The organism is Pyrinomonas methylaliphatogenes, from assembly GCF_000820845.2.
GTDB classification, from domain to species: domain Bacteria; phylum Acidobacteriota; class Blastocatellia; order Pyrinomonadales; family Pyrinomonadaceae; genus Pyrinomonas; species Pyrinomonas methylaliphatogenes.
On sequence record NZ_CBXV010000004.1, the window covers coordinates 410,161 to 431,674 of the forward strand.

Annotated in this window: 16 protein-coding genes; 15 read left to right on the forward strand and 1 reads right to left on the reverse strand. The window is 59.4% G+C overall.

What is annotated here, in order from left to right; translation table 11 throughout:
• Positions 1 to 35: 35 nt before the first annotated feature.
• From PYK22_RS06320 to PYK22_RS06335, 4 genes are read left to right on the forward strand one after another with little or no spacing between them, the layout of a single operon-like run.
• A complete protein-coding gene (locus tag PYK22_RS06320; protein ID WP_060635404.1) occupies positions 36 to 1,016 on the forward strand; it encodes a serine/threonine protein kinase in 981 nt (326 codons plus the stop codon).
• A 40-nt stretch (positions 1,017 to 1,056) separates the two neighbouring features.
• Complete coding sequence (locus PYK22_RS06325) at positions 1,057 to 1,848, forward strand: S1 family peptidase (protein ID WP_268871521.1); 792 nt, start codon at positions 1,057 to 1,059, stop codon at positions 1,846 to 1,848.
• 40 nt (positions 1,849 to 1,888) lie between these two features.
• Positions 1,889 to 3,157, forward strand: a complete 1,269-nt coding sequence (locus PYK22_RS16495) for a serine/threonine protein kinase (protein ID WP_083437655.1) — start codon at positions 1,889 to 1,891, stop codon at positions 3,155 to 3,157.
• A 4-nt stretch (positions 3,158 to 3,161) separates the two neighbouring features.
• Positions 3,162 to 4,058 carry a Stp1/IreP family PP2C-type Ser/Thr phosphatase gene (locus tag PYK22_RS06335; protein WP_060635406.1) on the forward strand — a complete coding sequence of 299 codons (897 nt, stop codon included), beginning with the start codon at positions 3,162 to 3,164 and terminating at the stop codon, positions 4,056 to 4,058.
• A gap of 24 nt (positions 4,059 to 4,082) precedes the next feature.
• On the opposite strand, the gene lpxC is transcribed toward PYK22_RS06335, so the two are convergent.
• Positions 4,083 to 4,982, reverse strand: coding sequence for a UDP-3-O-acyl-N-acetylglucosamine deacetylase (gene lpxC / locus PYK22_RS06340; protein ID WP_041975282.1), 900 nt, complete (start codon positions 4,980 to 4,982; stop codon positions 4,083 to 4,085).
• 279 nt (positions 4,983 to 5,261) lie between these two features.
• Here lpxC and polA point away from each other — a divergent pair, with 279 nt between their 5' ends.
• The 11 genes from polA (at position 5,262) to PYK22_RS16505 (ending at position 21,496) form a co-directional block, all read left to right on the forward strand.
• A complete protein-coding gene (gene polA, locus PYK22_RS06345; RefSeq protein WP_060635407.1) occupies positions 5,262 to 8,012 on the forward strand; it encodes a DNA polymerase I in 2,751 nt (916 codons plus the stop codon).
• 282 nt (positions 8,013 to 8,294) lie between these two features.
• The gene (locus tag PYK22_RS06350) at positions 8,295 to 8,699 is read left to right on the forward strand and encodes a response regulator (RefSeq protein ID WP_041975650.1); all 405 of its coding nucleotides are present in this window, start codon (positions 8,295 to 8,297) and stop codon (positions 8,697 to 8,699) included.
• 94 nt (positions 8,700 to 8,793) lie between these two features.
• Positions 8,794 to 9,744: a bifunctional 5,10-methylenetetrahydrofolate dehydrogenase/5,10-methenyltetrahydrofolate cyclohydrolase gene (locus PYK22_RS06355; RefSeq protein ID WP_041975283.1), complete on the forward strand. Its 951-nt coding sequence runs from the start codon at positions 8,794 to 8,796 to the stop codon at positions 9,742 to 9,744.
• An 11-nt stretch (positions 9,745 to 9,755) separates the two neighbouring features.
• Positions 9,756 to 10,367 carry a dephospho-CoA kinase gene (gene coaE / locus PYK22_RS06360; RefSeq protein ID WP_060635409.1) on the forward strand — a complete coding sequence of 204 codons (612 nt, stop codon included), beginning with the start codon at positions 9,756 to 9,758 and terminating at the stop codon, positions 10,365 to 10,367.
• A gap of 338 nt (positions 10,368 to 10,705) precedes the next feature.
• Positions 10,706 to 12,637 carry a peptide ABC transporter substrate-binding protein gene (locus tag PYK22_RS06370; RefSeq protein WP_041975285.1) on the forward strand — a complete coding sequence of 644 codons (1,932 nt, stop codon included), beginning with the start codon at positions 10,706 to 10,708 and terminating at the stop codon, positions 12,635 to 12,637.
• 55 nt (positions 12,638 to 12,692) lie between these two features.
• On the forward strand, positions 12,693 to 13,613 hold the full coding sequence (locus PYK22_RS06375) for an ABC transporter permease (protein WP_041975286.1): 921 nt from the start codon (positions 12,693 to 12,695) through the stop codon (positions 13,611 to 13,613).
• 5 nt (positions 13,614 to 13,618) lie between these two features.
• Positions 13,619 to 14,659 carry an ABC transporter permease gene (locus PYK22_RS06380; RefSeq protein WP_173568269.1) on the forward strand — a complete coding sequence of 347 codons (1,041 nt, stop codon included), beginning with the start codon at positions 13,619 to 13,621 and terminating at the stop codon, positions 14,657 to 14,659.
• 21 nt (positions 14,660 to 14,680) lie between these two features.
• Positions 14,681 to 15,715, forward strand: a complete 1,035-nt coding sequence (locus PYK22_RS06385; RefSeq protein ID WP_041975287.1) for an ABC transporter ATP-binding protein — start codon at positions 14,681 to 14,683, stop codon at positions 15,713 to 15,715.
• Between the two features lie 145 nt (positions 15,716 to 15,860).
• Complete coding sequence (locus PYK22_RS06390) at positions 15,861 to 16,985, forward strand: ABC transporter ATP-binding protein (RefSeq protein WP_083437657.1); 1,125 nt, start codon at positions 15,861 to 15,863, stop codon at positions 16,983 to 16,985.
• A 262-nt stretch (positions 16,986 to 17,247) separates the two neighbouring features.
• Positions 17,248 to 19,275 carry a diguanylate cyclase gene (locus tag PYK22_RS16500; RefSeq protein ID WP_060635410.1) on the forward strand — a complete coding sequence of 676 codons (2,028 nt, stop codon included), beginning with the start codon at positions 17,248 to 17,250 and terminating at the stop codon, positions 19,273 to 19,275.
• A complete protein-coding gene (locus PYK22_RS16505) occupies positions 19,253 to 21,496 on the forward strand; it encodes an ATP-binding protein (RefSeq protein WP_060635411.1) in 2,244 nt (747 codons plus the stop codon). The genes PYK22_RS16500 and PYK22_RS16505 overlap by 23 nt, the downstream gene beginning before the upstream one ends.
• The last annotated feature ends 18 nt before the right edge of the window (positions 21,497 to 21,514 follow it).

The following is a 21,514-nucleotide window of genomic DNA, read 5'->3' on the forward strand; positions in this document are numbered from 1 at the left end:
GAGGGCAGCGCGGACCACGCAATCAGAGCAAAGCCATGAGCGGAACGGTGATCGGAAATTATCGGATCATTTGCAAGCTCGGCGAAGGCGGCATGGGGCAGGTCTTTCGCGCCATTGATGTGACGCTCCAGCGCGAAGTCGCCATCAAGATCCTGCATCCGTATTTGACGCAAGATGAGGCCATGCTTCAACGCTTTCGCGCCGAAGCGATCACCTTAGCGAAGCTCAACCATCCGAACATCGCCCTGCTTTACAGCTTCATCGAACACGGCGATGAGTGTTTCATGGTGATGGAATACGTTCCGGGCGAAACTTTGGAGAGCCTTTTGAGGCGCTGCGGAGCGCTGCCTTTACGCCAGGCTTTGGAGTTGTTCTGCCAAGTGCTCAGAGGTTTCGAGCATGCCCACGCCAAGAGCGTCATCCATCGCGACATCAAACCGAGCAATGTGATGCTGCGCGAAGACGGTCAAGTGAAGATCACCGACTTTGGGATCGCGCGTGTGCTCGGCGCGACTAAATTGACGCGAACCGGAAGGCTCATCGGTACTCCTGAATATATGTCGCCTGAGCAGATTCAGGGGCGCGAACAAGACGCGCGTTCAGACATCTACTCATTGGGGATACTGCTTTATGAAATGGTGACCGGACGTGTGCCGTTCAGCGGGGCGAGCGATTTCGAGATCATGCGCGCGCAGTTGGACTCATCGTCGCCTAGCGCGCGCGACTTGATCGCCGGGTTGCCGTCAGAGGTTGAAACGAGCATACGGAAGGCGCTGGAAAAGGATCCCGAAGCCCGATTTCAAAGCGTCGAGCAATTTCGCCAAACGCTCGAGCCAGTCATCGAACGGCTGCCTGCAACCGGGCAGCGAATACTTCCGCAAACGCCAACCGTGCCGGAGACAAGAATCGTCAACTCGCCGGATGGAGTGATCCTCAAAGAGACGCGCCTCGCCGATCGAACCGGCGCTGAAGCGGCGAGCTTGCCCTTCGCGACGACGAACGCCCGACAAGATTGAACCTTACCTCACCTACGACCACAACCCTTACAATATTCCGATCAACGGGAGGCACACCGGCTCTGGTTTTGTCGTTTCGAGCGATGGTTTCATCTTAACCAATCGCCATGTGGGAGCGGCGTGGCGGACGCGATTCGAGTTCCCCAGGGATAACCCTCTTTACCAGTTCGGCGTCGTCTTCTCCGCGGATAAGAGACGTCCGATCTATGTCGGGCGGATGCAGCCGCCGTTCGATTGGGTGCCTGCCGAGACTCAGCAAGAAGGCATTAGCGGCACCTTTGAGGGACAGAATGATATTTTGGATGTCGCCTTCCCTAATAGCGAGCAGCGTATCCCGGCCAAACTGGTGCGCGTCTCCGACCGGCATGATGTCGCCATGCTGAAGATCGATGTGCCGGAGGCGGTGCCGAAAGTGGAACTCAATGATAACTACGACACGATCAAGCCGGGGGATACGGCGATCGTCATGGGATATCCGTCGGTCTCGCCTCCTGTGGTCGGCATCATCAAGTCGGAGGACGCTTTCAATCGACAACCGAAAGTAAAATTGATCCCCGATCCGACCATCGCCGTCGGCAACATCGGGCGCATTTTGCGCAGCAAGGATCAGCCCAGCGATAAGGATTTGATCTATAGTTTGATAGGCGATGCCTATCAGCTTCAGATCAATACCACAGGCGCTGGCAACTCAGGAGGGCCAGTGTTCGATGACCGCGGTCGCGTCATCGGCATCTTTTATGCCGGGTCGGCGGCTGGAGGAGCATCCGTCACCTTTGCTGTTCCGATTCGGTATGGGAAGCAGTTGATGTCGGTCGGCGCAGCGTCAAATTGAGCGGTCGGCGCGTTGGAGGCGAAAAGCGCGAAGCCTTGATATGCGACCGTGCCTTCTTCAGCTCGGTTCAATTGTCGGCGATTATCGCATCCTCGGCTTTTTGGGACGTGGCGGGATGGGCGAAGTCTACCGCGCGCAGCACATGAAGCTCGGGCGTGTGGTCGCCATCAAGATCCTCACCGGCGCGCTCCAGGATGCGACGGCGCTGGAGCGCTTTCGTAACGAAGCACGCATCCAATCGCGTCTGCAGCATGCGAATATCGCTACGCTTTACGATTTCATGGAGGTTGATGGGCGCCCGTGCATCATCATGGAATATGTTGACGGGCTGACCCTGACGGAATTGATCGCCAGGCGCGGTCAGTTGAGCGTCTCCGAAGCGCTTGACATCTTCCGCTCGCTCGTTAAAGCGATCGCCTATGTTCATGAGTGCGGGATCGTCCACCGTGATCTTAAGCCGAACAACATCAAAGTCGATTCCAAAGGCGAAGCGAAGCTCCTCGACTTCGGCATAGCGCGCGCCGAATTGACGCCGAGGTTGACGGCCTCTGGACATATCGTTGGCACGATTGAGTACTTGGCTCCGGAGCAGTTGCAAACTGGATGCGCGGACCAACGATCAGATATCTGGGCCCTCGGCGCTCTGCTTTACGAAATGCTCACAGGGCGCGCGCCTTTTGCCGCTTCCACCATCGGCGAGATTTGCGATCGGATCAATCGCGCAGCTTATGAACCGCCGTCGCATCTTAATCCGGCTATCTTCCCGGAGTTGGAAGGTCTGATCGCTCGTTGTTTGAAGCGCGATCCGTCGGCGCGCTATCGATCCGCGGATGAACTTCTGGCCGATGTCGAGCGCCTCGGACGGCAGTTGGAGCAGAGAGCGGCTGGATCGCCCCGCGATCGGCTTGAACCGGCCAAGATGCATCGTCGACAATGGGCGCTGATCGGCGTGGCTGCGGGCACGCTCATCGTGCTAATCATCTTGGCGTTTTGGGCTTCAAGTTACAACGAGGGTCAAAGCGGTTCAGTCTCCCTGACTCGATCGGTCGCTCAGTCGGCCTTCCTCTCTCCCAAAGTAGACTCAACCATTGGAACGGCGCGGCCTCACACCATCATCATCGATGTCTTTGAGGGCCACGCTCAAGTCTACCGGGATAATCAGTTGCTGGGAACGACGCCATACGAGTTGACTGCGCTTCCGGGCCAGGTCGTGCGATTGAATTTAAAGAGCGAAGGCTTCAAAGATAAGACCGTCGAGTTCACCGTGAGCGAAACGCGCCACGTCTATACCTTCAGGATGGAAAGATAGCGCTATGTTCGGCAGATACCTGTCTCGTCTCCGACGCGGCGGCAAAAACGGGGGGCTGGCGAGCGGATTTCAGCAAGAGCGCGTGACGTCAGCCTTCGAAGTGGTCGCCAGTTTGCGAACTGATCCCGGTTGCATGCGCGATGTGAATGAAGATAGCGGATGCCATGTCCATCCGGGTGATCCTCATCTTCTCGGCGAACGTGGGATTTTAACCGTGGTCGCCGACGGCATGGGCGGTCACGCTGCCGGAGAAGTCGCCAGTCGGATCGCCATCGAAACCATCAGTCGGTCCTACTATTATGGATCGGGCGAACCTTCGGCGGCGCTCCGTCGCGCCTTTATGGAAGCAAATCGTCGGATCTGCGAAGTCGCCGCCGGGGCCGACAATCTACGCGGTATGGGGACGACTTGCACGGCGTTAGCGCTATGCGGAGAGAGGGCTTTTATCGCGCATGTCGGCGATAGCCGACTCTACTTGTTGCGCAACGGCAGGCTCTATCTTCTGACCGAGGATCATTCGATCGTTATGGAGATGGTGCGTCGCGGCACGCTCTCGCGCGAAGAAGCGCGTCATCATGCGGATAGGAATGTGATCACGCGCGCCTTGGGCACGAACTCGAACGTCGATATCTACATGCCCGCTTCACCGCTCACCGTACGGATTGGCGATATCTTCATGCTCTGTTCGGACGGCTTGCATGACTTAGTCGAAGATCGGGAGCTGGAGCAGATATTAGTCATGACCAGTACGCCTTATGAGGCGAGCGAGCGATTGATCGCCCTAGCGCGTGCGCGCGGCGGCTACGACAACATCACGATCGGCGTCGTGAAATTGCGCCCGGTGAATCGATCGGCGACCGAGCGGGCGCCAGTCACGCGCGAAACGGAAGCCGTGGAGTGAACGAACATCCTTCGGGGACGGTTCTCAAACGAGGCCTGACATGATGAGCGGTTCGCGATCCGCGTCCGCTGGCGCATCGATGATCTCCCACGCCCGCTCATCGCGCAAGAGGCGCGTAAGCAGCAGCGCGTGAAGCAGGTGTCCGCTGCGTTCAGCCGTGACCCGACCGATGATCGGCAGTCCGACTAACGCCAGATCGCCGATGATGTCAAGCGCTTTGTGGCGCACGAACTCGTCGCGGTAGCGCAATCCGGAAGGGTTGAGGATCCCTTCGGGAGTTAGAACGATGGCGTTATCGAGCGACCCGCCGCGGATCAAGTTGGCGCGGCGAAGCTGTTCTATTTCCGCCGTGAAACCGAAAGTGCGCGCCGGCGCGATCTCGCGCGCGAAGAACCGCTGGTCCAGTCCATCGACGCACAGCCGTTGTCGTCCGATGATGGGATGCGCGAACTCGATCTCGCAATCTATTTCGTACCCATCGAAAGGCTCGATGCTGATGCGGCGTTCCCCTTGCTCGATCGACACTCTACGTCGCACACGAAGCGCTTTGCGCGCCGCCGTCTGCTCGATCAACCCGGCGCGCTCGATCAACGCGACGAAAGGCTCAGCCGAACCATCCATGATCGGGATCTCCAGATTGTCGACCTCGATGTAGACGTTATCCACGCCGCAGCCGCGCAACGCCGCGAGCAGATGTTCGACGGTCGAGAGCATCACGCCTGTGCGCATGAGCGTCGTCGCGTAGCTGCAATTGGCGATATATTCGATGCTGGCTGGAATCTCGAAGCCGCCCAGGTCGGTTCGAATGAAGACGTATCCCGTATCGGGCGGCGCCGGGTGGAGTTTGACCGTGACCGACACGCCCGTATGTAAGCCGATCCCGCTCGTCTCCACCCCTTTCGCTAGCGTCGTCTGTCTGATCATCGCGTCTTAACGCCAGTTCGTTAAGCAAGCTTCATACCTTACGAGTCGAAAGATCGGTCCGACGGTCGCCTATGAACGTTTCGTCTAGCTCGCGAACTGAAAAATAGCCACTGAGCCTTGTGCTTTAGCGCTTCCCGGAGCGAGCGGATGGGATGGCGATGTGTGGCGCGAGCGCAACAATGATGTGGCTTGGGCGCGACACTGAGCTTGCGACGCTTGCTCTGTGGAGCGCTTGGGGGCGGCGCAAGATGGTGTTTGACACCGCCTAGAGGGGCACTTATGATCATCTGCAGCATGCCGGAAAAGGAGATAAGCAAGAGGGAAGAGAAGCCTACGGCGCGACTCTTTCTGATAGATTCGATGTCGCACATCTTTCGCGCCTATTTCGCCCCGATGGGCGCGCGGCTCGAACCGCTCACTAATAGCAAGGGCCAGGTGACGCAAGCCATCTTCGTCTTCACAAACATGTTGCGCAAGCTCCTCACCGAAGAGAAGCCGGATTACATCGCTGCGATCTTCGAATCTGGCGTGCCGACTTTTCGCCACGAAAGCTTCACCGCCTATAAATCGAATCGCGCCGCGATGCCCGATGAGCTCGAATCGCAGCTTCCGTGGATCATCAAAGTTTGCGAAGTCTTTCGTATTCCGGTCATCAACTTTCCGGGCTACGAGGCTGACGATGTGATCGGCACGTTGGCTGTACGCGCTGCCGAGCGGGGCATTCAAGCCGTCATCGTTTCGAACGACAAGGATCTCTGCCAGCTCGTGCGCGATCCGCTGATCATTTGCTTGAGGCAGAATCCGCAGAACATCAAACGGCGTGAACCGGTGCCGCCCATCGAGTGGTGCGATGAAGCGTGGGTCAAAGCGCGTTTCGGCGTCCCGCCCGAAAAGATTCCCGACCTGTTGGGATTGATGGGCGATCCGATCGACAATATTCCGGGCGCGCCCGGCATCGGCGCCAAAGGCGCAGTGCAGATCCTCGAGCAGTTCGGCTCGATCGAAAACGCGCTTGCGCATTGGGCGGAAGTGAAGAACAAAAGATACCGTGAAGCATTGCGCGACCATGCGGACCAGATCTTGAAATCGCGCGAGTTAGCGACGATCCGCACCGATGTCCCGATCGCAATCGAAATCGAAAGTCTGCGCGCGCAAGAACCCGACCGCGCCGCAGCTTACGCGCTCTTCCGCGAACTCGAGTTCCGTTCGCTGATGCGCGAATTTGCCGACGCCGCACACTTCGTGCAGGTGCGCGAAGGGCGAAACTATCAACGCCTCAGGACGAAGTCTCAACTGGAGGGGCTCGTCCGTCGTTTGTGGGATACGGACGGGTGGAGCTTCGCCGTCGCGGATTCGACTCCAGCTGGGGCCGGAGAACAGGGCGGCGCGCACGATGCGCGCGGAGCGCCTTCGGGAGTGGCGATCGCGACCGCCGCCGGCGCGGCAAATTACATCGACCTTAAGAATTTCGAGGGCGGACTGGATGAGGCTGCCGCGCTGCTGCGCGACGCCTTCGGCAACGGCTTGGTGAGCAAAGTCGTGCATGATCTCAAGCGCGCTGTCGCGCTGTTGGACCAGTTGAAGATCGAAATCGAAGGCGTCGCTGACGACACGTTGATCGCTGCCTACTTGCTCGATCCGGTGCGTAGCCGCTACGAGTTGAACGATCTGGCGCGCGATGCGACGGGAGCGGAAGCGTGGACCGAACCGGCGGAAGGCTGGACCGGCGATGAGTGGCGCGCGGCAGAAGCCGCCGACCTGACTCTGCAAGCGGCGGATGTTCTTCACGGGCGCGTGCTGGAGAACGGGCTGGAGATGATCTACAAGGAGATCGAGCTGCCGCTTGCCCCGCTTCTTTACCGCATGGAGCGGGCCGGGCTGCGCGTCGATTTGAAGGTCCTGCGTGAGCTGTCCGGTTACTTTGGCGAGGAGCTGCGCAAACTGACCGAGAGGATATATCGCGTCGCCGGACGCGAATTCAACATCAATTCGCCGAAACAGGTCGCCGAGGTCTTCGAGGAGTTGAACATCACGACCGGACGCAAGACCTCGACGGGAAGGATGTCAACCAGCCGCGCGTTGCTCGAAGAGTTGGCCCAGCAGCATGAGTTGCCGCGCTTGATCATCGAATATCGCGAGCTGGATAAATTGAAGAGCGTCTATACTGACTCGCTGCCCAAGCAGATCGCCGCTGATGGGCGCATTCACTGCCGATTGAACCAGACGGTGACGGCCACCGGCAGACTCTCTTCGAGCGAGCCCAACCTTCAGAATATTCCGATTCGCACCGAACTCGGCCAGCGCATTCGCCGCGCCTTCGTGCCGGACGATGGCTGCCTGTTCGTCGCGGCTGATTACTCGCAGCTCGAGCTGCGGCTTCTCGCACACATCACGCGCGATCCGGTCATGCTCGAAGCCTTCCAAAAAGGCGAAGACATCCACGCGCGCACGGCGCAACTCGTCTTCGGGGCCAAGACCGAAGCCGAGTTGCGAGAGAGAAGGCGATTGGCGAAGATCGTCAACTTCGCCATCGCCTACGCCATCGAACCTTACGGGCTCGCGCAGCGAGTCGGCATCTCGCGCAAAGAGGCCAAGAAAGTCATCGAAGATTACTACGAAACTTACAAAGGGGTGCGCCGTTTCATGGAGGAGACGGTCGAACGCGCGCGGCGCGAGGGCGTCGTCCGCTCCATCTTCGGGAGGATTCGCCCGATCCCGGCGATCAACGACCGCAACGCGCAGGTGCGCGCCCGGGCCGAACGCGAAGCGATCAACATGCCGATCCAAGGCACGGCGAGCGACATCGTCAAACTCGCCATGCTGCGCGTCGATGAGGCTTTCCGCCGCGAACGTCTGCGCGCGCAGCTCGTCATGCAGGTGCACGACGAGCTGCTCGTCGAAGCCCCGCGCGAAGAGGCTGAACGTGCGGCGCAGATCTTGCGGCGCGAAATGGAGGGCGCCGTGGAACTTGACGTGCCGCTTCAGGTCGAGGTCGGCATCGGCCAGAATTGGATGGATCTGAAGGAGTAGGTGGCACGGCCGTTCCCATCCCGCAAGATTTCTTGCGAACTGAGTTAAACCTTTGGCTGACGGTCAGTTATCCTGATTGGAGGCGGGCCGTTGGGAAGGATTTTCCGATTCGCGCTGGTCTTCAGCTCTATCATCGCGAAGCTCGGTCGAGGCCGCTAACCTCTTTGCAATCTCTCACATAGTCGGCAGATCGAAAGGTACGGGGCGGAAACGGCATACCCCTTGCTTCAGTCGCTTCAGCTAGTCGGGAGTCGAGCGCGACTACGCATGAAGGGTCAAATCATGGCTTTGTCAACGGTCAGGATCCTTTACGTCGAAAATCAAGCGTTAGTTTTCCTCACAGTCAAACAGATGCTCGAGCAAGAGGGATGGGAGGTTGACTACGCGCGCAACATGATCGGTGCGCTTCAGAAGATAGAGCGAGAGGAAGAGCGCTATGATCTGATCATTCTCGATTCAAAACTGCGCGGCGGGCGTGGGCTCGAACTCTTGCGGCGCGTCCGCGAATTGCCCTATCGGCGGCGAACGCCGGTCCTCATGTTCACCTCGGAGGAGTGTTTGAGCGAAGCGTTGAGCGCTGGCGCGGACGCTTATCTGCCGAAGCCCGAAGGCATAAGGAGCATTACGGCCACGATCCGTCGGCTGCTGAAGGCTCGAAAGGTGAGCCTCAGTCGAAACGTTCACTGACGGGTTTTCGGCTCCGCGAGGCGAGGTCTCTGAAGAGGCGGTTGTGGGCTTGTGCGGCGTGATGTGCTAGTATCTCGCCCCGGAAGTTATGGTTATGGCAGAGAGGAGACAGGAACGCGCCACTTTGCTCGATGGCGCTCGCGTTGCTGAGGAGATAAAGGCTGAGGTCAGAGAGGAGGTCGCCCGCCTCGAAAGGGAGCACGGGATCATCCCTTGTTTGGTGACCGTTCTGGTCGGCGATGATCCGGCATCTGCTGTCTATGTGCGCAACAAAGTGAACACGAGCATCGCGCTCGGTCTACGTTCTGAGCACCATGCGCTCCCGCACGAGACGAGCACCGAGCAGTTGCTCGCGTTGATCGCTCAATTGAACGCGCGTGCAGATGTCGATGGCATACTGGTGCAATTGCCATTGCCCAAAGGCGTCGATGCGATGCGCATTCTGGAGGCGATCGATCCGGCGAAGGATGTCGATGGATTTCATCCGGTCAACGTCGGGCGTATGATGTTGGGGCAGACCGCTCTTCCACCTTGCACGCCTGCTGGGATCATCGAGCTATTAGATCGTTATGGGATCGCCATCGGCGGCGCGCACGCTTGCGTCGTCGGACGGAGCAATATCGTCGGGCGTCCAGTCGCGCAATTGTTACTGCAGCGTGACGCGACCGTGACGATCTGTCATTCGCGCACGCGCGATCTCGCCGCGTTGACGCGCCAAGCCGATATTCTGATCGTCGCTACGGGGCGCGTGGCTTTGATCCGCGGCGAACACATAAAACCGGGCGCCGTCGTCATCGATGTCGGGACCAATCGCGTGACCGATGAAGAGACGATACGCGCCCTCTTCGGTGAGCGAGCGGAAGAGCGCGTAAACGCTCTGCGGCGGCGCGGCTATACTCTGGTCGGTGATGTGCATCCAGCGGAAGCTGAAAAGGTCGCGGGCTATTTGACTCCAGTGCCGGGCGGGGTCGGTCCGTTGACCGTCGCCATGCTTATGCGCAACACCGTCATGGCTGCACGCCAACGCAGGTTAAGATCGAATTGAAGTGACCGAAGATGTTGCGTGTCGGTCTTACGGGGTCGATCGCGGTCGGCAAGTCGTTTGTCGCTTCGGTGCTGCGCGAGTTGGGATGCCACGTCATAGATGCGGATGAGATCGCGCGCGCCGTCGTGGCGCCGGGCACGCCCGGATTGCGCGCCATCATCGAAGAGTTCGGGCCCGAGTTTTTGCGCGCCGATGGGAGTTTGGATCGCGGACGATTGGCCGCGGTCGTCTTCGCAGATGAGAGGAAGCGTAAGCGACTGAACGCGATCCTTCATCCGCTGATCATCGCCGTTCAGGAAGAGCGCTTGAAGGCTCTTGAGCGGGAGGACCCGAATGGGATCGCCGTAGTGGAGGCCGCTTTGCTGGTCGAAACGGGCGGATACCAACGTTTCGATAAGTTGATCGTCGTCCATTGTCGTCCGGAGATACAACGCGAGCGCCTGATGGCGAGAAATAAGCTGACGCGCGACGAGGCGGAACGTTGGATCGCCGCGCAGATGGCTCAGGAAGAGAAGATGCGTTATGCGGACTTCTTGATCGATACCTCAAACGGATTCGAGGATACGCGCCGGCAGGTGGAGGAAGTCTATCGCCGATTACGTGTGTTGGCTGGATCGAATTGAAGATCGCAGTTATTGGGAGGGTGTGGCGATTGTTGCATTGAGCATCTTGTCTATCGATTGTGCGCCGTGATAACGTGATGACGCCAGTGAACTCCCCCCCGTTCTTCGATAAGGTGGGAAATCAGATCCGTTTTCAGATCTCGCGGCGCGCGATCGCGCAAAAGGCCGTTTCCCGCGAGCGGCCTGCGGGCGGGATCGAGCGAGGATGGCGATTGGGTGATCGTTCGAACTTGCCCTCTCTCGTTTGGGATAGACTCTGCGAAAGCATAAGAGTTGGGGATTGGGCGAGAAGATGCTGAGCGCATGAGATGAGCGGGCTAATCTTTGGGGGACGGAGGATGAGAGGACGAGCGATCGGATCAACGATCTTAGCGCTCACGTTAGCGATCGCCTCTTGTTCCGTTCAATCTGGAGAAGCGGAGTACTTCGGAAAGACTGCTCCACCCGAAGGGCAAGTATTGCGTTACGTCTCCGGAGCGGAGCCGGAATCGCTCGATCCGCAGATGAGCACCGGACAGCCCGAAGCGCGCCTCTATATGGCGCTGTATGAGGGGCTGGTCGAATATCATCCGGTGACGCTTGAACCGATTCCGGCGATCGCCGAAAGATGGGAGGTGAGCGCTGACTCGACCGAGTTCACCTTCTATCTCAGGCGAAACGCGCGTTGGTCCAACGGCGAGCCGATCACGGCGCAAGATTTCGTCTACACGTTCCGCCGCGGACTGTCGCCCGAACTGGCCTCGCGGGCGGCTTATTTGGCCTATTACATCAAATACGCGCAGGCTTATAACGAGGGCGGCGTCTTCGTGCGCGATCCGCGTACCGGCGAGTTTCTGTTGAAGAGGGATGTTCCGCCGAGTGGCGATGAGAGCGCGCCATCGGCTGAGGGCGCGACCGTGATCGAAGGCGGAGCGCCCGATACCCCTTTTCATCGCTTCATCCGTTCGCCGTCGCGCCTCGTGCTTCCCGGGACGGAGCAGGAGCGCGCGCGCCTTTTCGCCGCGAACCCGAAGCTCAAATCGTTCGTCGCCGGCAAGGAGTTCGTCCCCGTGCGCGCTGAGGATATCGGCGTCGAAGCCGTGGACGATTACACGTTGCGCATCACGCTGGATCAACCGGCGCCTTTCTTCGTCAAACTGCTGGCCCACCAACTCTTCCGTGTCGTGCCGCGTAAGGCGATTGAAAGATATGGTGAAGCATGGACCAAGCCGGGGAATATCATTACCAGTGGTCCATTCATCCTGCAGTCGCATCGTCCGTATAGCGAGATCGTCATGGTGCGCAATCCATACTATTGGGACGCCGCGAACGTCAAGCTCGATAAGCTGATCTTCTATCCGATCGAAGATATGACGACGATGATGAATCTCTACAAGGCGGGATATATCGATGCGACTTACAATCACACGGTGCCGACCGGTTGGGTCGATTTCGTTCGCCGACTCAAAGATTACATGGACGCCCCGGAGGCTTCGATCTCCTACGTGATGATCAACACGACGCGCCCGCCGATGAACGATATCCGCGTGCGGCGTGCTTTCAGTTTGGCGATCGATCGGCAGGCGCTGGCGAAGTATCTGCGCGTCGTCAAACCTTTGACGGCTTTCTCTCCCGAAGGCATCTTCCCGAACTATCCGCAACCGAAAGGTGAAGACTTCAATCCGGAACTGGCTAGGAAACTTTTGGCGGCGGCGGGATATCGCGACGCGGCGGGCAATTATGATCCGAGCAAGTTTCCGGTGAGCGAGGTCGAGTACGTCTACAACACGAGCGATCGTAATAAAGAGGTCGCCGAATTTTTACAAGCCCAGTGGAAACAGAACTTAGGTCTGACGATCCCGATCCGGAACATGGAGTGGAAGACCTTCCTCGATTATCGGGCGAAGCTCAACTACAAGGGATTCGCGCGCGGCGCGTGGGTCAGCGACTATATGGATCCGAACACATTTCTCTCGCTCTTCTACACGAGGGGCGGCGACAACGGCACGGGGTGGTGGGATCCGAAATATATGCGCCTACTTGATCAAGCGAATCGCACGCTCGATCCGCAGAGGCGTTACGAACTGTTGGCGAAGGCGGAGAAATATCTGCTTGACGCCTGCCCGATCATCCCTCTTGCCACGTATGCGACAAATTGGTTGAAGAAACCTTACGTCAAAGGCATGTACCCGAATCCGATGACTTTGCATCCGTGGAAATTCGTCTACATCGAACACGATCCAGCGAAATGGGATCGCGGCATGCCGCAGATGGCCGAGGTCGTGAGATGAGCGGGGAGGTGGCGCGCAAAATTCGTCGGGCGAGGGGATCAAGAGTCAGATGACTATGTTTCGATTCATCATCCGTCGTTTGGTCATCACCGTTCCACTGGTTCTCGTCGTCATCTCTTTGACTTGGGGGCTGATCCGTTTAGCGCCGGGCAACTTTTACTCCAGCGAAAAGGCGCTGCCGCCCGCGATCGAGAAGAACATACGCGAGAAATACGGCCTCGATAAACCCTGGTATGTGCAGTATGGGCGGATGATCGGCAACGTTTTGCGCGGCGATTTCGGCCTTTCGCTCAGATATCAAGGCCAATCGGTCAATCAGATCCTGGCGCAGACGTTGCCCGTCTCGGCGACGCTCGGTTTGCTCGCTTACGGGTTGGCGCTCGTCGTCGGCGTCGCCGCCGGAACGCTGGCGGCGGTCAAGCAGAATTCGCGCCTCGATTACATTTCGATGGCGCTGGCGATGCTCGGGATCTCGGTCCCGAACTTCGTCCTCGGACCCATCCTCGTCCTCATCTTTTCGCTGAACCTGTATTGGCTCCCGCCATCCCGTTGGGGAGGTTTCCCGAGTTGGAACTTGGTCCTTCCGGTGCTGACGCTGTCGGCCGTTTACATGGCCTACATCGCGCGGTTGACGCGCGCCGGGATGCTCGAAGTATTGCGCTCGGATTACATCCGGACCGCGCGCGCTAAGGGATTGAGCGAGCGAGCGGTCATCTTCCGCCATGCGATGCGCGGCGGTCTTTTGCCGGTCGTTTCGTTCACTGGACCAGCGCTCGCCTTTCTGATCTCGGGCACGGTTGTCGTTGAGCGCATCTTCGCGCTGCCCGGGCTGGGGAACTATTTCATCAATGCGAGTTTGAATCGGGACGAACCGTTGATCATCGGCATCGTCGCTTTCACCTCGATCTTGATCATGTTGCTCAATCTGGCCGTGGATATCGCTTACGGGTTGATCGATCCGCGGATAAGGTACTGAGGGCGATGAGTGAGAGAAGTGATGAACGCCTGACGGGGATCGAAGATACGGTAAACGGCAAGCCGCATCTCATCTCGCCTGAAGAGATGGTTCCCGATAGAGCTGAGGCGTTCGGCGCTCAGGATGAGGAAGCGGTTGCCGGCGTCTCGCTCTGGCGGGATGCATGGCGGCGATTGCTGCGCAACAAGCTCGCCGTCTTCGGTCTGATCGTCGTCATCTTGATCGCTTTGGCTTCGCTCATCGGTCCGCCCATCATTCGTTGGGCCACCGGTTACACGTACGATTACATCCCGCGCGATCCCGATCTGATTCGCGCCTTCCCGCCGTTTACCGCGCCGGATGGCTCTTTCTCGTGGGCGCATCCGATGGGCACGGACACCGCCGGTCGCGATCTGTTGGCGCGCGTGTTGATCGGCGGACGGATCTCGCTTCTGGTCGGCATCATCTCGACGCTCGTTTCACTGTTGATCGGCGTCGCTTATGGGGCGACGGCTGGTTATCTGGGCGGGCGCGTTGACAACGTCATGATGCGTATCGTCGATGTGCTCTATGCGCTGCCATATATGATGATCGTCATCGTCCTGCTCGCCGTCTTCGGGCAGCGCTCGCCGATGGGGCAGCTCATCCTGCTCTTCATCGCGCTCGGCTCGGTCTCTTGGTTGACGATGGCGCGTATCGTGCGCGGGCAGGTGATCTCGCTCAAAAATCAAGAGTTCATTCTAGCCGCCCGCGCCACCGGCGTATCCACCCCAAAGATCATCTTCCGTCATCTCGTGCCGAACGTGCTCGGGCCGGTCATCGTCTATGCGACGCTCACCGTCCCGTCGGTCATGTTGCAGGAGGCGTTCCTTTCGTTCCTCGGTTTGGGCGTGCAGGCGCCGCTCTCCTCTTGGGGGAGTTTGGTCGCGGAAGGCATCCAGAATATCGCCATCTTCCCCTGGCAGATGATCTTTCCGGGTGCGACGATGGCGTTGACGCTCTTTTCGCTGAACTTCTTGGGCGATGGATTGCGCGATGCGCTCGATCCGCAGATGCGTAAAGTCTAGTCGGGGCTCGGCAGGTTAACGATGGACGGAATACTTCTTTCGATCAGAGATCTACGCACCTATTTTTACACCGAGGACGGCATCGTGAAGGCCGTCGATGGGGTGAGTTTCGATCTGCGCCGCGGCGAAACTTTGGGGATCGTCGGCGAATCGGGATCGGGGAAATCGGTCGCCAACCTATCGATCATGCGGCTCATCCCGGAACCTCCAGGGCGCATCGTTTCGGGCGAGATAATCTTCGACGGGGAAGATCTTCTTGCGCTCACGCCGCGCGAGATGCGTCGGATCCGCGGCAAGCGCATCTCGATGGTCTTTCAGGATCCGATGACCTCGCTCAACCCTTTCATGCGCATCTCCCGCCAGTTGATGGAGCTCACGCAACTCCATCTCGGGCACACGAAGAGGCAGGCGTATGCGCATGCCATCGAGATGCTCGAACGGGTCGGGATACCAGATGCGCGCATGCGCGTTGATTCCTACCCGCACGCATTCTCCGGCGGGATGCGGCAGCGCGTGATGATCGCGATGGCTCTCGCCTGCGAGCCCGAGTTGCTCATCGCCGATGAGCCGACCACCGCCCTCGACGTGACGATCCAAGCGCAGATCCTCGAACTCATCAAACGGCTGAAGCGCGAGACCGGGATGAGCGTCATCCTGATCACGCACGATCTCGGCGTCGTCGCCGGAATGGCCGATCGGATCATCGTCATGTATGCCGGCAAAATCTTCGAGATCGCGCCGACGGCGAAACTGTTTGCGACACCAGCTAATCCCTACACGAAAGGGCTTCTTAGATCTGTGCCCGATCCGGCGCGCGATGCGGGGCGCGAGCTGTATCAGATCCCCGGACTTCCGCCGGATGTCGCGCGGTTGCCGCCCGGGTGCCCGTTTGCGCCGCGGTGTGCGCTGGCGCAAGAGAGATGCCGTCGCGAATTTCCGCCTTTCGTGCAGATCGCGCCGGATCATCACTCGCTCTGCCATTTCGCTACGGAGGTGTATGCCGAATCGGTGCGCGAGAAGGAGGCGAAGGGGGCTAGTGATCTGAACCCGCTTTGAAGGAGTTCCGTCGGAAGTCAAAAGGCGATCTTCCCTCGAGTCGCTTTCACCAAAAGGTCGGTTTGCGGGCAAGACGCTCGCTCGGAAGCGCACGGGGGCGTCGATCCGTTAACTGAAAGGGGCGAACATCAACGTGTCTGAGGGGATGTGGGAAGCCATCAGCTCACAGAACGCATCGAGCGGATCGCCGAAGGTTCCGCCATCCGGCGATGGTCGCGATCTGCTGCTCGAGATACGCGATCTGCGCGTTCATTTCGATCTCGGTGGCGGGACGTTGTGGGATCGGATCACGGGCGGCAGCCCGGCGCGGCGCGTCGTCAAGGCCGTAGATGGCGTGACGCTCGTCGTCCGCTCAGGAGAGACGCTCGGACTCGTCGGCGAATCGGGATGCGGCAAATCGACTCTGGGGCGCGCCATCTTGCGTCTGATCGAACCGACTGGCGGACAGATCATCTTCCGCGGGCGCGACCTGGCGCGCTTATCGCGCGAAGAGATGCGGCGCGAGCGGCGACATCTGCAGATGATCTTTCAAGACCCATACGCTTCGCTTAACCCGCGCCTGACTGTGCGCGATATCATCGCCGAACCGCTTGAGACATTCGGCCTTACGCGCGGACTCGAAACGGAAGAGCGCGTGCGCGATCTGATGCGCAAAGTCGGCTTGAGTCCACGTTTCATCAAACGCTACCCACATGAATTCTCCGGCGGGCAGCGACAACGGATCGGGATCGCGCGCGCGCTCGCGCTTAATCCGAAATTGATCGTTGCCGATGAACCGATCTCCGCGCTCGATGTTTCGATCCAAGCGCAGATCATGAACCTGCTGAAACGGCTGCAACGCGAGTTCGATTTGACCTATCTCTTCATCTCGCATGATCTGCGCGCCGTGCGCTACGTCTCCGATCGCATCGCGGTGATGTACTTGGGGAAGATCGTGGAATTGGCCGAGGCGCGGGCCATCTACGAAGAGCCATTGATGCCGTACACTAAGGCGCTCATCTCAGCGGTTCCGGTGCCGGATCCGACGATTGAACTCACGCGCCGGCGAATCGTGCTCGAAGGCGACGTGCCATCGCCGCTCGATCCTCCGTCTGGTTGTCGTTTTCGTACGCGCTGCCCGTATGCGATCGCGCAGTGCGCCGAGGTCGTGCCGCCTTTGGTCGAGATCAAGCCGCGCCATTTTGCCGCTTGCATCCGGATCAGCCCGGATGAGCCGCAAATCGAGCGAGTCGCGGCAGGCGAAGCGCCGGGGTTGAAGCGCGCTTCGTGAAAATTTGGTCCCATTCGGATTATTTTATTGTTTGGACGGGCGGGCATCTTCAGACGCGCTCTCGCGCTTTGCCCCGGTCGGTGCGAGGGACGATCGGAATGTGAACTCTCGCCCTCTTCGATACAAGGAGTACATGGCAGATCGGTTCCAGGCGGTCGGCTGAAACTCCCTGCCATACTGAACCGCTAGTTTCTCTGGCTCCCGTGGCTTATGAGCGGAAAGAGCGTGTTGGAGGTGACCTCAGATTTCGGGAACGAATGAGATGACCGACGCAGCGCGGGGAAAAGTTGAAGGGCGTAGTGAATGGAGAGACGATGCGCCCGCCGATTGGCTCGAGAGGAATCGCGAGTTAGCGACTTCCTCAGGGCTCGCTGTCGCCATCGCCGCTCAGGATGAAGTGACGGTGGCCGCGTTCAATGACAACTCGATCTGTCGCGCGCTGCAAGCTTCGCCCAAGCATGCGCCGTCGTGCCAACCTTTCTGCGGGCGGGCGCTTGAACGCGCGCGCGAGGCTGGAGGCCTGGCCCACTATCGGTGTCATGTGGGGTTGCGTTGCGTCGCCGTTCCGATCGTCATCGGTGGGCGAGAGGTGGCCGTCGTCGGTGGCCGCGCCTTCCTCTTCAGCGCTGACTATCGCGCCTTCATCGAGCGCGTGCGTAACGGGGATTTGAGCGAAATAGATTTGAGCGAGCTCTTCCGGAACGTGCTTTTCACCACGCAGCAGCGTTTGGAACAGCTTGCAGCGCGGTTGGCGGAGATCGCCGCACGTCCGCAACCTTCGCTGGACGAGGCGGGCGCGGCGCACGTCGCCGAAGACCGGCGGGAGGAGCGTCTACAAGACGCGCTCGAAATCGCCTCGGGACAGACGTTGCGCGAAGTCTGCCATCGCCTTGGGCGAAAGTTGTCCGCGATGCTGAAGATCGACGCGCTCGCCGTGCTCGCGCGCTCGGGCCGCACGCTCGTCCCGCTTTATGTGAGCGGGTTGCTCATCTCGGAAGACTGGCGCCTCGATATTCAAGCGTTGGGCGGCGCAGCGCAAAGCTCCACTTTGCTCCTCGAAGCGGATGGGCACGGGAGAAGAGGAAGATCGGAGAGTTTGGAGATCTTCCCGCTTCACGCCGCCGAGGGGATCAGCGGCGCGATTGCGGTCAAAGTCGGCGCGCTTCTAGCTGAAAAACGCCAAGCGTTTCATTCTCTGTGCACGCAGATCGGCGCCGTGCTCGAAGTAGCGCGGTTGCGTGAAGAGCTCGGACGACGAAAGCACGCGACCGCGACGCTGCGATCTTTCCTCGAACGCGCGAGCGAGTTGGAAGTCGATCAGATGTATATCGCCATCTTACATCAGGTGGCGGAACTGTTGCGCGCGGAGCGTAGCTCTCTGTTGCTCTTCGATGAGGAGGCGAACGAATTGATAGTGCGCGCCGCTGTCGGTCCGCATGCGGAGGTGGTCCGCATGGAGCGGGTCCGTTTGGGTGAGATGACGTCTGGAAAGGTGTTGTGTGAAGGGCGCCCATTGCTCGTCCGGGACTTGACGGAAAGGCCTTCGGGAGCGGAGGAGAGGAGCTACCGGACGCGCTCCTTCATCAGCTATCCGCTCATCATCGGCAGCAAACGGATTGGCGTATTGAACGTAACCGACAGAAGCGATGGCGAGGCGTATGATGAGTTCGATCTGGAGTTGATAGAGATCTTGGCGCCGCAGATCGCTCTCGCCCTTTCGACCGCTGAGTGGCAGGAGAAGGCGCATCGCTTCCAGCAGCTTTCGGTCACCGATCCGCTCACCGGATTGTACAATCGCCGCTATCTAGAAGCGCGCATAATCGAGGAGTTGGAGCGGTCGAAGCGTCAAGGTTACGCGATGAGTTTCATGATGATCGATGTTGACGATTTCAAGCATTACAACGATCTCCATGGCCATCAGGCGGGCGATGTCGTCTTGCAGCGAATCGCCAAATGTTTGCGCGCAGATTTGCGCGCTAGCGATTCGGCGGCGCGCTATGGCGGCGAGGAGTTCAGCGTCCTTCTTCCGGAGACGAATTTGGCTGAAGCGGAGATTATCGCCGAGCGTGTGCGCCAGCGCGTTCAGTTGGATCAGCATCCCTTCGCCGAAGCGCAGCCGCTCGGAGCGATCACGGTGAGCATCGGGCTCGCCGCTTTCGGTCCAGCCCTCGATACGGCTGAAGCGATCATCGGCGCGGCTGATAAGGCGCTCTATATGGCGAAGAAGCGCGGCAAGAATCAGATCGCCCTTTATTCGGAGTCCGATGATGTCCTCAGAGGCGCAGAATAGACGGCATCCGATCCTCGGCCACGTCGCGCGCGCAGATTTCGTCGGGCGCGATGCGGAGTTACAGCGTATCGTGAATCTGGCGCGGCGCGAGACCGCCGAGCGCGGTCTGTTTCTGCTTGCGCCGCCGGGGGCCGGGCTTTCGGAGTTGCTGCGCCAAAGCTATGACGCGCTTTTCCATGATGAACTGGCGATCCCCATCTACTTCGCATGGAGTCTGCATGATCGAACGGCGAGCGCGGCGGCCCGCCACTTTCTGCAAACCTTCCTGTTGCAGTTGACGGCCTATCGGCGGCGTGAGCCCGCATTGATCGATGCTCATCCGACGCTCAACGATCTTTTACAATTGGCCGCCCCATCGGATTACGTCTGGCTCGAACAGTTGCTCGAATCCTACGAGCAGGTGCGCGCCGATGGGGACGAGCGTCAACTCGTTCGACTGTGCTTAAGCGCGCCGCAGCGAGCCGCCGCTGGCGGGGTGACGACCGTTCTCCTCTTCGATGACGTGCATCTTGCGGAACATCTGAGCGGCGAGACGGCGCTCGGCGCGGAAGTGGCGCGCGCTTGCATACGCGCCGGTACGCCATTCGTCATCGCCGGATTGAGGCGGCGCGTGTTGGAGGTCGTTTCTGCCGCCGACATGCTCTTCGAGCAGACTGGAACGCTTCACCTGGACCTGCTGAGCGAGGCGGATGCCCGTTCGTTGATCGAACGGTGGGCCGCGCGGCGGCAGATCCGGCTCAACGGCGCGACGTGCGATCTCATCGTTCAGGAATTGAAGGGAAGGCCGTTCTTTCTTACGGCTTTGCTACGCGCGGCGCAAGAGGCTAAAGAGGATCTCGACAACTTCCTCGCTTGTCAACGGCTTTATGTCGATGAGTTATTGGGCGGGCGCATCAATCGCCGTTTTGCTGAAGTTTGGGAGCGCATCGTGCCGAACGGGGCGATGCGGCGCGCCTTCGTGCGCGCCCTCTACGAGACGGCGAACGCGGCGCAGGGGCAGAGCCCCGTCGAGGCTTGGCTGAAGCGCTTGAGCATGAGTTCTGATGAGCTTCAGCGCACGCTGCGCCAGATGCACGCGCAGGAGTTGATCAACTTCAGCGGCACTTTCATCGAGGTTGCGGACGACACTGTTTGGCGCGATTATCTAGAGATCACTTACAGATTGGAGGTGGCCGCCGAACGGCGCGCGCTCGTCGTCGCCGATACGCTGTTGTCGTTGTTGATGCGCGCCCCGCAGACGATGGCGCGCCGTTATCGCAGCGAGGCGGCGCTGCATTTGCGCGAGTTGCTCGCGCGCTTCAACTGTCAGCGCGTGCCGGCCAGTCTCCTACATTACGATCGTTTCAGTCGGATGTACAAGGGGATGGAGCCGGAGGCGATCGCTTCGGCCCTCGATGCGGAGACCGATCTCGTGCTTTTGCCGCAGATCATCCATACCGCCCCGTGTCTCGCCTTTCATCAATCGTTCGAACGTCTGTGCGAGGAAGCGCAGTGCGTCGTCGCACACGGCTTCGATGCTGGCCAGTATGCGGAGGCGAATCAGATCGTTTGGTTAGCGGCGGAGATCGAGGCGAAGGTCGAGGTCGGGCGGGCGGTGGCCGAAATGTGGCATAATCGGCTCGTCGAACTCGCTCGCTCTTGCGGATTTAAGCGATTCCGGGTATGGTTAGTCGCGCCAGCGGGTTTCTCCGCCGAGGCGTGCGAATTCTTACGCGAGCGCGAGGCATACGGCTCGAATCGTCAACAGTTGGAGTTTCTGACGGCGCGCTTGAGCGTGCCTCTCTCCAAATCGACGACCGAAGCGCAGGCCGATGAATTCGAGATGGTCATCCCGATCGGCGAGGATACGGAGTTGATCGCCGCTCACACGGTCGAGCAGATTGCGCGCCGTTTGAACTTCGAGCCGGAAGCGATCAATCAGATCAAGGTGGCGCTCGTCGAAGCCTGCCTCAACGTGGCGGAGCACAGTTTGAGTCCGGAGAGGAAAATTTATCAACGCTTTCGCGCCGAAAGTGATAGATTAGTGATCACCGTGTGGAGCCGCGGTGTGGCTTTCCATGGCGAACCCAACAACAACGGCAAACAGACAAGCGGGAGGAGCAAACGAGGGTTGGGGCTGAAACTCATCCGCACGCTCATGGATGAAGTCGAATTCAAGCGTGTCGATGATGGGGCTTGTCTCCGCATGACGAAGTACTTACATCCACGGACATCTTCGTAAGAAGGGGGAGCTTACGGC